The following is an 11793-nucleotide window of genomic DNA, read 5'->3' as shown; positions in this document are numbered from 1 at the left end:
CGGGCGGGCGGGGGATGGCGGAGGCACGGGGGGCTCCGGGGGGTCGTCCCCCCGGGAAAAGGCGAAGGGTCCGCACGGAAGGCGCAAAGCGCCGACCACACGGACCCAGATCCGTAGCGGGGGCAGGATTTGAACCTGCGACCTCTGGGTTATGAGCCCAGCGAGCTACCGAACTGCTCCACCCCGCGGTGATGGTTCAAGTCTATGGCATGGGGCGGGGTGCTGGGGACGGGACGGGTCATTCGCAGCCGGGGATGTCGCCTTTGCCGCTGGTGAGGGCGTTGATGGCCTGGACGGTGCCGTGGAGGGTGTCGGCGCGGACGAGGCGGAGGCCGTCGGGGCGGGAGGCGGCGGCGTCGGGGCAGTTGTCCTTGGGGGTGAGGAAGACGGTGGCGCCGGCCTTGCGGGCGGCGATCATCTTCTGCTGGATGCCGCCGATGGGGCCGACTTCGCCTTTGGCGGTGATGGTGCCGGTGCCGGCGATGAAGGCGCCCTGGGTGAGGGATCCGGGGGTGAGCTTGTCGACGATGGCGAGGGAGAACATGAGTCCGGCGGAGGGGCCGCCGATGTCGCCGACGCTGATGTCGATCTTGAACGGGAACTTGTACTGGTCGGAGATGACGACGCCGACGGCGGCGCGGTCTCCGTTGGGGGTGGCGACGGTCTTGAGGGTGGTGGTGGCTGCCTTGCCGGCGCGGGTGTAGCCGAGGGTGACGCTGTCGCCGATCTTGTGTTTGGCCATCCTGCCGGTGACCTCGGCGACGTTGGTGACCTTGGCGCCGTCGACGCTGGTGATCTCGTCGCCGGTCTTGAGGACGCCGTCGGCGGGGCGGCCCTTCTGGATGCCGTCGACGACGACGCGCGTGGTCACGGGGATGCCGAGCTCGTGCAGGGCGGCGGCTTCGGCGCTCTGCTGGGAGTCCTGCATCTGGCGGGTGTTCTCTTCGTCGACCTTCTTGGGCGACTCGTCCTCGGGGAAGATCGTCTCTTCGGGGACGATGGCGGTGTCGCCGGCGATCCAGCCGCGCAGGGCGGTGAAGAGGTCGATTCGGCCGCCGGGGCCGCCGCGGTAGGTGACGGTGGTGAAGTTGAGGTGGCCGGAATCGGGGTAGGTCGGGCGGCCGTCGATCTTGATGAGGGGCTGGCCCTTGTCGTTGGTGCCGAGGGTGTTGCTCGTCGGACCGGGCATCAGCGCGACGTACGGGACCGGCATGGCGGAGCCGATGATGGCGAGCACGATGACTATCACGCTCGCTGCGGTGAGCGTGGCGGCACGACGGGACATGTCCGAAACTCTATGCGGTCGGGGCGCTCAACACGCGCCGACCCATTCGTCGCCGCCGTCGGCGAAGGTCTGGTGTTTCCAGATCGGCACGTTCGCCTTGAGGTCGTCGATGAGGCGGCGGCAGGCGGCGAACGCTTCGGCGCGGTGTGCGCCGGACGCGGCGGCGATGACGGCGAGGTCGCCGACGCGCAGGTCACCGACGCGGTGGACGGCGGCGAGCCCCTGCACGGGATGGTCGGCGGCGACCTTCTCCATGACGGCGCGGAGCTGCTGTTCGGCGCTGGGGTGGGCGCTGTAGTCGAGGCCGGTGACGGTCCGGGCGTGATCGTGATCGCGGACGGTGCCGATGAAGACGGCGATGCCGCCGGCGCCGGGTGCGGTGACGGCGGCGAGGACCTCGTCCACGGAGAGGGGCTCGGCGCGGACGCCGATCAGCCTGATCACGCTGTCGTGGCTCACGTCCCGCAGGTTACCCGCCGGCCGCGTCGCCCGGCTCGCCCGGCTCGTCCGGTTCGAAGGTGGCGGCGAGGGCCTCGGGGAGATCGCGGACGAGTTCGGCACCGGTGAGGACCGCGTCGTCGCTGTCGTGGCTGCGCATCCGGATGGCGGAGAGCCTGGCTCCGTCGCGCAGGACGCCGATGACCATGCGCACGTCCTCGCGTGCGGGGTGGTTCCCGACGAAGGCTTCGGCTTCGGCGGGGTCCGCGGGAACCTCGGCCTCGATGTCGGCGGGGAGGATGACCCGTTCGATGACGAGGGCGCAGCCGTCGACGGTCTCGGGCCAGACGATCCCGGTGAGGGCCTTTTCGAGGTCGTGCAGTTCGGGGAGGGCGTCCTGCTCGACGGGGACGAGGGCGTCGAGATCGGTGGGGAGCTGGTCGGCGATCCCGGGTTCGGCCTGGCGGAGCGCGCCGCTGCGGACGAGGGCGTAGAGGCTCGGCGCGGCGTCCCAGCCCTTCTCGGCCGAATGACGTTCTAGGTCGAGTACGACTTCTTCCAGATGGTTCACGGGGCCCATCTTTCCCTCTTTCGCCGCATGGACATGCGGGAACCCCCGTGCCAGTCGGTAAGTTGCTTCTACAGCACCGGCGGTTCCGCCGGTGGCGAGATCTCGATCGGAGGGGTCAGTGACCTTCCGGACTCCCGGCTTCGGGCGCCGGCTCGGTACCGGGCGGACGCGGCTGGTGCTGCCCGCGCTGGTGACCTTGGCCGTGCTCCTGATCGTGTTCATGGTGTTCACGGCGACGTACACGAACCTGCTCTGGTACGACTCCATCGGCTTCCAGAAGGTCTACACGACGCAGATCAAGGCGAAGGTGGCGCTGTTCTTCGGGGCGGGGCTGCTGATGGTGCTGGTGGTGGGCGCGAACGTGGCGGTGGCCTACCGGCTGCGCCCCGCCTACCGGCCGCTGTCGGTGGAGCAGCAGGGCCTGGAGCGGTACCGGACGGTGATCGATCCGCGCCGGCGGCTGATCGCGTGGTCGCTGCTGGGGCTGCTCGGGGTGCTGACGGGCTCGTCGGCGGCGGGCCAGTGGCCGGTGTGGCTGGCGTTCCTGAACCGGACGAAGTTCGGCGTGAAGGACCCGCAGTTCCACAAGGACGTGTCGTTCTACGTCTTCACCTATCCGTTCCTGCGGCTCATCATCGGTGTGATCTTCGCAACGGTGATCCTGTCGATCCTCGCCGCGGTGATGGTCCACTACCTGTACGGCGGGCTGCGGCTGCAGGGGCCCGGTGACAAGGCGTCCCCGCCCGCGCGCGCCCATCTGTCGGTGCTGTTCGGGCTGTTCATCCTATTGAAGGCCGTCGCCTACTGGTTCGACCGGTACGGCTTGGTGCATTCGGAGCGGGGCGTCCGGACGGGCGCCTCGTATGCGGACGTCAACGCGCTGTTGCCGGCCAAGACCATCCTCATGATCATCGCGTTGCTGTGCGCGGCGATGTTCTTCAGCAACCTGCTGCGGCGCGGGATGATGCTGCCGGGCGTCGGGTTCACGCTGCTGGTGCTGTCGGCGATCCTGCTCGGCGGGGTGTATCCGCTGCTGATCCAGCAGTTCCAGGTGAAGCCGGACGAGCTGGCCAAGGAGCGCGCCTACATCCAGCGCAACATCGAGTTCACCCGGCAGGCGTACGGCGTGGACGGCGCGAAGGTCGTCCCGTACGGGTCGCAGCCGGTGACCGACAAGAAGAAGCTGCAGGAGGAGCGCGACACGCTCGGCGGGGTGCGCGTCCTCGACCCGGCGGTGGTCGGCGAGACGTTCCGGCAGTTCCAGCAGATCAGGCCGTTCTACCAGTTCCCCGACACGCTGGACGTGGACCGCTACCAGGTGGACGGCAGGTCGATCGACACGATCGTCGCGCTGCGGGAGCTGTCCGGGGCGCCGCGGGAGCAGCGCAGCTGGGTCAAGGACCACATGGTCTACACGCACGGCTACGGATTCGTGTCCGCGTACGGGGACCGGTTCGCCGACGACGTGCCCGAGTTCATCACCAAGAACATGCCGGTCTCCCCCGACCAGAAGATCAGGGTGGAGAAGCCGGAGATCTACTTCGGGGAGCGGTCGCCGAGGTACTCGGTGGTCGGGGGGCAGGGCCAGCAGGAGCTGAACTATCCGGACAACAGCGAAAAGGGCCAGCAGAGCAACACCTACGACGGGGACGGCGGCGTCCCCATCGACTCGTTCCTGAACAAGCTGCTGTACTCGGCGAAGTTCCAGGACAAGAACCTCCTGCTGTCCGGCGCGATCAACAAGAACGCGAAGATCCTCTACGACCGGTCGCCGCGGCAGATGGTGCAGAAGGCGGCGCCCTGGCTGACGCTGGACGGCGACCCGTACCCGGCGGTGGTGAACGGCCGGATCCTGTGGATCGTGGACGGCTACACCACGTCCAACAGCTACCCGTACTCGGAGGAGATGAGCCTCGGCGACGCGACCCGCGACACCATCACCGACACGCGGTCGGCGGTGGCGCGGCAGGCCGACGACCACATCAACTACATGCGGAACTCGGTCAAGGCGACGGTGGACGCCTATGACGGCTCCGTGCACCTGTACCAGTGGGACGAGAACGACCCGATCACCAAGACGTGGATGAAGGTGTTCGACGACACCGTCCAGCCGCGGTCGTCGATCCCGCCGGAGCTGGAGGCCCACTTCCGCTACCCGCAGGACCTGTTCAAGGTGCAGCGGAAGATCCTCACCCAGTACCACGTGACGGACCCGGGGGCGTTCTACAACGGCGAGGGCTTCTGGGAGGTGCCGGAAGACCCTGCCGCGAAGGAGAAGCGGCAGCCGCCGTACTACCAGAGCCTCCGGATGCCGGGCCAGGACACCTCGTCGTTCTCGCTGACGACGGTGTTCACGCCCGGCGGCAACACCACCCGCGGCAACCCGCAACTCGCCGCGTTCATGGCGGTCGGATCGACGCCGGGACGCGACTACGGGCAGATCCAGATCCTGCAGATGCCGCGCAACGCGCAGCCGGCGGGTCCGGGCCAGGTGCAGAACTCGTTCGAGACCGACGAGAAGGTGAAGGCCGCCCTGTTCGCGTTGCGGCAGGGCGGGACGAAGACCGTGCCGGGCAACCTGCTGACGATCCCGTTCGGCGGCAGCCTGCTGTACGTCGAGCCGATGTACACCAAGGCGGCGGGCGGCAAGGAGAACCAGCCGTACCCGATCCTCGGCAAGATCCTGGTCCGGTACGGCAGCAGCATCGTCGCCGCGGACACGCTGAAGGACGCGCTGGCGCAGATCCTCGGCGAGACGGGCACGGGCACGGGCACGACGCCGCCACCGGAGGGAACGCCGCCCGCGGGCGGGCAGCTCAGCCCTGAGCTGCTGAAGGCGCGCGCCGATCTGCGGACGGCGCTGCAGGAGTTCGAGGCCGCCCAGAAGAAGGGCGACTACGCGGCGATGGGCGAGGCCTGGAAGAAGCTCAAGGCGGCGGAGGCGGCGCTGTGGTCGGCGAGCCAGGGCCCGGCGGCGCGGCCGAGCCCGTCGCCCAGCCCGACCGGGGCGCCGCCCGGTTCACCGAGCCCGTCCGGGTCGCCGCCCGCCACGCCCTCCACAAGCTGAGCCGGGGCGGGGTCCCGGGGCCCGCCCGGCGGCCGGGCGGGTCAGCGGCGGCGTTTGCGGGCGCGGCGGATGGCGGCGGCCGCGCCGATCGCGGCGACGGTGGCGCCCGCGGCGGTCGCCATCGTGGCCTCCTTGCCGCCGACGCGGCGCCCGACGACGGCGTGCCGCCCGGCGGTCTCCTCCATCACGGCGCGCAGCGCGGCGGCGTTGTCGTACAGCGGCTTCCAGCCGGCGGCGCGGAGCCGGGCGCAGTCGACGACCCACGGGTAGGCGACGTAGTGCAGGTCGGTGGCGGGCGCGGGCGTCATGCCGAGCCGGTGCAGCCGCTGCGCCATCCCGAAGGTGAGCGCGGCGGGCAGCTCGAAGCTCCGCTTCCCGGTGATCTCGGTGACCTCGTCGGGGCCGAGCCAGCCCTCGCAGCCGACGGCGAGGGGGCCGGTGACGTTCTCGGTGACGACGACGTCCAGCGCGGACGCCAGGTCTTCGATGTGGCAGAACTGCCAGCCGGGCGTGCTGCCCTTGACCGACAGCAGCCGGGGCGCCTCGAAGTGCCGGGTGATCACGGTGTCGATGCCGGGCCCGGCGAGCGCGGCGGGCCGGACGACGGTGACGTCCAGTCCCGGGTGGGTGACGGGCGCGGTCGCTGCCAGCTCCTCCATCTCCAGGTAGTCCCCCGCGATGGAGGTGCTGGCCTCTGCGAGCAGCGGCGCGTCCTCGTGCAGCGGGACCTCGTTCCCGGGCTCGGCCCCGTACACCATCGCGGACGTGACGAGGACCACCCGGCGGACCCGGGCGGCGGCCGCCGCGGTGACGGCGGTCTGGGCGCCGCGGACGTTGTGGGTGCGGCGGTCGCGGGGGTCGACGTCCGGGGAGTGCTCGACGTCCAGGTTGACGAGCACGTCGACGTCCGACAGCCGGTTGGACAGCAGCGGGTCGCGGATGTCGACGACACGCCATGTGACCCCGGGCACGTCGCCGCGCTGCCCGTCGATGGCGACGACCTTGCGGATCTCCTGCCGTTCGGCGAGCCGGGCGGCCAGCAGCCGCCCCGCACCGGAGGCGGCGCCGGTGACGGCGACGACCGGGCCCTTGCTACGCCGAGGGCGAACCTTGCCCGTTGCCACGGGGGTGCCCCCTTCCTTGTGTACGCGACCTTGCCGGGACCGGCTAACGTTGCGGATATGAGCCCATCATGCATCCCAGGGGCAAACCGATGAGTGACACTCCGTTCGGCTTCAACCGTCCAGGCGACGGCGACGACGACGACCGGCCCCAGGATCCATTCAAGGGCATGGGCGGCGACATGGCGCAGTTCGCCGACATGCTGCACCGGTTCGCCGACATGATCGGCGGCCAGGGTGCGGGCGGTGGCGCCGGCGGGCCCCTGAACTGGGATCTGGCCAAGAACATAGCGCGGCACCAGGTGGTGGAGCAGGGCGACCCCTCGGTCGTCGACAGCGAGCGGCGCCAGGTCGAGGAGGCGCTGCGTCTGGCCGACCTGTGGCTCGACGAGAAGACGACGCTGCCCGCGGGGATCCGCACGCCGCAGGCGTGGAGCCGGTCCGAGTGGATCGAGCAGACGCTCCCGGTGTGGGCGAAGGTCTGCGATCCGGTCGCGGCGCGCATGGTCGAGTCGATGGGCGGGGCGCTCGGCGGCCCCGGCGGCGACATCCCCGCCGACATGCAGGCGATGGCCGGCCCGCTGATCGGGATGGTCAAGCAGATGGCGGGCGCGATGGTCGGCGGCCAGGCGGGGCAGGCGCTCGGCGCGCTGGCTCGCGAGGTGACCGGCTCCTCCGACGTGGGCCTGCCGCTCGCGCCGGACGGCGTCGGCGCGCTGCTGCCCGCGGGCGTCGAGGCGTTCGGGTCGGGCCTGGAGGTCTCCGGCGACGAGGTCCGGCTGTATCTGGCGCTCCGGGAGGCCGCCCACCAGCGGCTCTTCGCGCACGTCCCGTGGCTTCGCTCGCATCTGCTGGGCGCGGTCGAGGAGTACGCGCGGGGCATCACGGTCGATCTTTCGGGCATCGAGCAGGCCGTCCAGGGCCTCGATCTGTCCAACCCGGAGGCGATCCAGGAGGCGCTCGGCGGCGAGCTGCAGCTCCAGCCGGAGGAGACGCCGCGGCAGAAGGCGGCGCTCGCCCGGCTGGAGACGACGCTCGCGCTGGTCGAGGGCTGGGTCGACACGGTCGTCAACGAGGCGGCGGAAGGGCGGCTGCCCGGTTCGGTGAAGCTGGCCGAGGCGGTCCGGCGCCGCCGCGCGACCGGCGGACCCGCGGAGCGGACGTTCGCGACGCTCGTCGGCCTGGAGCTGCGGCCGCGGCGGCTGCGCGAGGCGGCCGCGCTGTGGCGGACGCTCACCGAAGTGCGCGGCACGCAAGGCCGCGACGCGATCTGGGACCACCCCGACCTGCTCCCCACGTCCGACGATCTCGACGACCCGGAGGGGTTCGTCCACGGCCGCGACGAGATCGAGGGCCTGTCCGACCTGGACCTCTCCAGGCTCACCAAGGCGCCGGACGAGGACGAGGCGAAGAAGCCCGACGAGAAGCCGGACGGCGGGGACGATGACGGCGGGCCGGGCGAGGGCCCGGACGACGGCGGGTCTCGCGCATGAGCCTGTCGCGTGAGTCACACGGGTCGCCGGTGTCACGGGTGAACGGCTGCCGGTACGCGCCGGCGTCGTCCACGAACGCGATCCGGCGTCGCGTCGCGCGGGCGAGCCTGTGCTGGCAACGGCCCGTCGACCAGGAGCGCCGGCGGCGCCATCCCGTCAACTCCCGTTACCCGCGCGTGGGACGCACGTGACGCAAGGCGATCCACCGGGCGCCCTGTATCAGGACGCCGTGCGGGTGCTGTCGTCGTGGGCGGCGCCCGACGCCGGGCAGGAGGACGTCCGGCTCGGTTTCCTGCGCCATCTGGAGCAGCACCCGGCGGACGGGATGTGGCGGGACTGCGCGGCGGGGCACATCACCGCCAGCACCGCCGTTCTCGACGCGTCCCGTGGCCGCGTCCTGCTGACCCTGCACGCGAAGTTCAAGCAGTGGTTCCAGCTCGGCGGGCACTGCGAGCCGGGCGACGCCACGCTCGCGGGCGTGGCGCTGCGGGAGGCGACGGAGGAGTCGGGCATCGGCGGTTTGCGGCTGCTGCCGGGGCCCGTCCAGCTCGACCGGCACGCGGTCCGCTGCCATCCGGGCGGGACGTGGCATCTGGACGTCCAGTACGCGGCGATCGCACCGGCGCACGCGCGGCACACGGTGAGCGAGGAGTCCGACGACCTCGCCTGGTTCCCGGTGGACGGCCTGCCCGAGCTCACCGACGACGCCGTCCGGCGGCTCGTGGCGCGCTGTCAGGAGCTCAGCGGATGACCTTCGAGGAGGGCGCGGGTGTTCTCCCAGCCCTCCAGGCCCGGGTCGAGGAACCGCAGGTCACCGGCGGTGCGGAGGCGGTGCCAGCCGGGCCCCTGCGGGACGAGCCCGGGACGCGGCGCGGCGGCGCGCAGCCGGGCCAGCGCGTCCGGCGTGTCGAGGTCGACGTCGTCGAGGACGGCCGCGAGCCAGCCGGGCAGCGGCAGCCGGGCGGCGAGCGCGACGAGCCCGCCGCGGGCGCCCTGGTCGTGCGGGCCGCCCCGGTCGTCCGGCTGGGCGGCGCAGGCGGCGGCCGGGGCGTGGCCGAGGGCGCGGAACAGCTTGCCGATCAGCAGCGGGGGCAGGTCGGGGGCGTCCGGCGCGACGAGCGCGGCGGCGCCGGCGCCGAGCGCGTGCAGCGCCGCGAACGCGCTCGCGAGCGTCGGTTCCCGGATGATCGGCGTCCCGGGCCAGGTCACGGCCTCGGCGTCGGGCTGGTCGGGCGGGTCGAGGACGAGCGCGGAGGTCACCAGCTCGAGCCCGGCGACGACCTCGTAGGTGTCTTCGAGCAGCGCGAGCCGGAACTCGCGGGGATCGATGCCCGGCGGGACGGCCGGTGGGCGGCCGGGCCGGGACAGCACCGCGGCGAACCGTGCCGAAGCACCCGTGCGGCCGGGCCGGTCGGACGGGTCGGGCGGGTCGGTCACCCGGCGACCTCGTGCGGGAAGTCGTCGCCGTGGACACCGTCGTCGGCGGTCTCGTCGTCCGGCGCGTCGGCCTCAAGGGGCAGGTGCGCGGCGGCGGCGACGCCCTCCAGGTAGCCGCGGGCCCGGTCGGCCTTCGGGTAGTTGCCGACCAGCTCCCAGAAGTCGGCGCCGTGCCCCGGGATGAGGAGGTGCGCCAGCTCGTGGACGAGGACGTAGTCGACGACCCATCCCGGCATGCCCCGCAGGCGGGTGGAGAGCCGGATCGTTCCGTCGTCGGGGGTGCACGAGCCCCAGCGGGTGCGCTGGTTCGCGACCCAGCGGACGCTGACGGGGTCGGCGCGGCCGTCCAGGTAGCGGCGGGAGAGCTCCCTGGCCCGCGACTGAAGGTCTGCGTCGCTCGGGCGACGGCGGCGTTCCCTCTCTTCGAGCCGCTCAAGGATGGTCGCGATCCACTGTTCCTCTTCGGCCTTGCTCAGCCTGGACGGAACCATCACCACCACCTTGTCGCCGTCGCGGTAGGCGGACACGGTTCGCCGGCGCCTCGCGCTACGACGGACCTCAACGTTAGGGGGCACGCCTGAACCGTACTCGAAAATTTGCGCGCCCCAAAGGGGGTGTTTGAAGTCCTCGCAGGTCAGAGGCCATGTTTTTGGAGGGCGTTCAGTTGCGGGTGAACCGCGGGACGCGCCCTTCCCGCCGGGCCGCGCGCCCTTCCGGCATGCCCTTGGACGGTTCCAGGCCGCGGCAGGCCGCCATCCGGTCACGGAACCGCCGCGCAGGTCCCCGATCGCGGGCTGCGCGCCGGCCCGCCGGGGCGTGAGAAAGCGCACACTTACCGCATCGTCGCAGGTCAGATCGGTCCGCCGAGCTTGACTCCGGCGATACTTGCGGATGGTTATGGCGTGACCGAGGGCCGATCACCGACAATGGTCGGCGTGAGCGATCTTCCCCGCCGCGCGGTGACGCGGTCAGCAAAGCTGGCGTCCCTCCCCATCGGCTTCGCGGGACGCACCGCGCTCGGGGTGGGGAAGCGGACGTTCGGCCGCCCGGCCGAGACCGTGGCGCTGGAGATCCAGACGCGGACCGCCGAGCAGCTGTTCAAGGTGCTCGGCGAGCTCAAGGGCGGGGCGATGAAGCTCGGCCAGATGCTGTCGATCTTCGAGGCGGCGCTGCCGCCGGAGATCGCCGGGCCCTACCGCGCCACGCTGACCAAGCTGCAGGAGGCCGCTCCCCCGCTGCCCGCGGCGACCGTCCACAAGGTGCTCGCCGAGTTCCTCGGGGACGACTGGCGCGACTACTTCGAGTCGTTCGACGACCAGCCGGCCGCGGCGGCGTCCATCGGGCAGGTGCATCGCGCCGTCTGGCACGACGGCCGCCCGGTCGCGGTCAAGGTGCAGTACCCGGGCGCCGGGAAGGCGCTGATCAGCGACTTCAACCAACTCGCGCGGCTCGGCCGGCTGTTCGGCGTGCTGATGCCGGGGCTGGACGTCAAGTCGATGCTCGCGGAGCTGAAGGAGCGGGTGGCCGAGGAGCTCGACTACACGATCGAGGCCGAGTCCCAGACGATCTTCCGGGACGCCTACGACAACGACCCCGACTTCTACGTTCCCGAGGTCATCGCGCAGAACGGCGACATCCTGATCAGCGAGTGGATGGACGGCACCCTCCTCTCGAAGATCATCAGCGATGGCGATCAGGAGACGCGGAACCACGCCGCCCTGCTGTACTGCCGCTTCCTGCTCTCCGGGCCGAAGCGGTGCGGGATGCTGCACGGCGACCCGCATCCCGGCAACTTCCGGCTGCTGGAGGACGGGCGGCTCGGCGTCCTCGACTTCGGCGCCGTCGACCGCATCCCCGGCGGCTTCCAGCGGCGGCTCGGCCTGCTGCTGCGGATCGGCACGATGGCCGACATCGGCGAGATCGAGGAGGCGCTGCGCCGCGAGGACTTCATCCGCGAGGGCGTGGAGATCGACACCGAGGCGCTGCAGGGGTTCCTCGCGCCGATCACCGAGCCGTTCGTCACCGAGACGTTCGCGTTCAACCGCGAATGGCTGCGCGACATGGCCGCGCGGGTGACGGATCTGCGTCCGGGCAACGTGGTCCGGCAGCTCAACCTGCCGCCCGAGTACGTGATCATCCACCGGGTGCTGTCGGCGGGCACCGGCGTGCTGTGCCAGCTGGACTGCGAGATCCCGGCCCGCGCCGAGTCGCTGAAGTGGGTCCCGGGCTTCGCCGACGACGAGGACGGCGAGCTCATCTCCGGCTGAGCGAAGGAGCCGGCGGAAGGGCGGAAAAGGCTTAGCGGGGCCCCGCGCATTGATGAGATGCGCGGGGCCCCGCTTTCGCGCGTCCGGTGAGTGGGCCACCGGGACGCGCTCCAG

At 71.5% G+C, this 11793-nt stretch carries 10 protein-coding genes and 1 tRNA gene; 4 read left to right on the top strand and 7 right to left on the bottom strand.

The features are described from left to right. Positions 1–114: 114 nt before the first annotated feature. The 4 genes from ACH34S_RS35225 to ACH34S_RS35210 all read right to left on the bottom strand — a co-directional run bounded on the left by ACH34S_RS35225 (position 115) and on the right by ACH34S_RS35210 (position 2303). Positions 115–188, bottom strand: a tRNA-Met gene (locus ACH34S_RS35225). A 50-nt stretch (positions 189–238) separates the two neighbouring features. Then, positions 239–1285 (bottom strand): PDZ domain-containing protein, encoded by a 1047-nt coding sequence (locus ACH34S_RS35220; RefSeq protein WP_395957210.1) that lies wholly within the window; start codon positions 1283–1285, stop codon positions 239–241. 27 nt (positions 1286–1312) lie between these two features. Beyond that, positions 1313–1744 carry a molybdenum cofactor biosynthesis protein MoaE gene (locus ACH34S_RS35215; protein ID WP_395957209.1) on the bottom strand — a complete coding sequence of 144 codons (432 nt, stop codon included), beginning with the start codon at positions 1742–1744 and terminating at the stop codon, positions 1313–1315. 10 nt (positions 1745–1754) lie between these two features. Continuing rightward, on the bottom strand, positions 1755–2303 hold the full coding sequence (locus ACH34S_RS35210; protein WP_395957208.1) for a PPA1309 family protein: 549 nt from the start codon (positions 2301–2303) through the stop codon (positions 1755–1757). A 109-nt stretch (positions 2304–2412) separates the two neighbouring features. On the opposite strand from ACH34S_RS35210, the gene ACH34S_RS35205 reads away from it, so the two are divergent. Continuing rightward, on the top strand, positions 2413–5361 hold the full coding sequence (locus ACH34S_RS35205; RefSeq protein WP_395957207.1) for a UPF0182 family protein: 2949 nt from the start codon (positions 2413–2415) through the stop codon (positions 5359–5361). 41 nt (positions 5362–5402) lie between these two features. Here ACH34S_RS35205 and ACH34S_RS35200 read toward each other — a convergent pair whose 3' ends face one another. After that, a complete protein-coding gene (locus tag ACH34S_RS35200) occupies positions 5403–6485 on the bottom strand; it encodes an NAD-dependent epimerase/dehydratase family protein (RefSeq protein WP_395957206.1) in 1083 nt (360 codons plus the stop codon). An 89-nt stretch (positions 6486–6574) separates the two neighbouring features. On the opposite strand from ACH34S_RS35200, the gene ACH34S_RS35195 reads away from it, so the two are divergent. Together ACH34S_RS35195 and ACH34S_RS35190 are read left to right on the top strand one after the other, a co-directional pair. Next, complete coding sequence (locus tag ACH34S_RS35195; protein ID WP_395957205.1) at positions 6575–7975, top strand: zinc-dependent metalloprotease; 1401 nt, start codon at positions 6575–6577, stop codon at positions 7973–7975. 187 nt (positions 7976–8162) lie between these two features. Next, positions 8163–8726: an NUDIX hydrolase gene (locus tag ACH34S_RS35190; protein WP_395957204.1), complete on the top strand. Its 564-nt coding sequence runs from the start codon at positions 8163–8165 to the stop codon at positions 8724–8726. Here ACH34S_RS35190 and ACH34S_RS35185 read toward each other — a convergent pair. Continuing rightward, positions 8708–9412, bottom strand: coding sequence for a hypothetical protein (locus tag ACH34S_RS35185; protein ID WP_395957203.1), 705 nt, complete (start codon positions 9410–9412; stop codon positions 8708–8710). The two genes, ACH34S_RS35190 and ACH34S_RS35185, sit on opposite strands and share 19 nt — an antisense overlap. Further along, positions 9409–9939: a M48 family metallopeptidase gene (locus tag ACH34S_RS35180; RefSeq protein WP_395957202.1), complete on the bottom strand. Its 531-nt coding sequence runs from the start codon at positions 9937–9939 to the stop codon at positions 9409–9411. The genes ACH34S_RS35185 and ACH34S_RS35180 overlap by 4 nt, the downstream gene beginning before the upstream one ends. Positions 9940–10347: 408 nt before the next feature. Here ACH34S_RS35180 and ACH34S_RS35175 point away from each other — a divergent pair, with 408 nt between their 5' ends. After that, the gene (locus ACH34S_RS35175) at positions 10348–11679 is read left to right on the top strand and encodes an ABC1 kinase family protein (RefSeq protein WP_395957201.1); all 1332 of its coding nucleotides are present in this window, start codon (positions 10348–10350) and stop codon (positions 11677–11679) included. Positions 11680–11793: the final 114 nt, after the last annotated feature.

This window comes from Actinomadura sp. 3N508 (assembly GCF_044326375.1).
GTDB lineage: Bacteria > Actinomycetota > Actinomycetes > Streptosporangiales > Streptosporangiaceae > Spirillospora.
The sequence above is the reverse complement of the archived record's forward strand: the minus strand, read 5'-3'. Positions and strand labels throughout refer to the sequence as shown.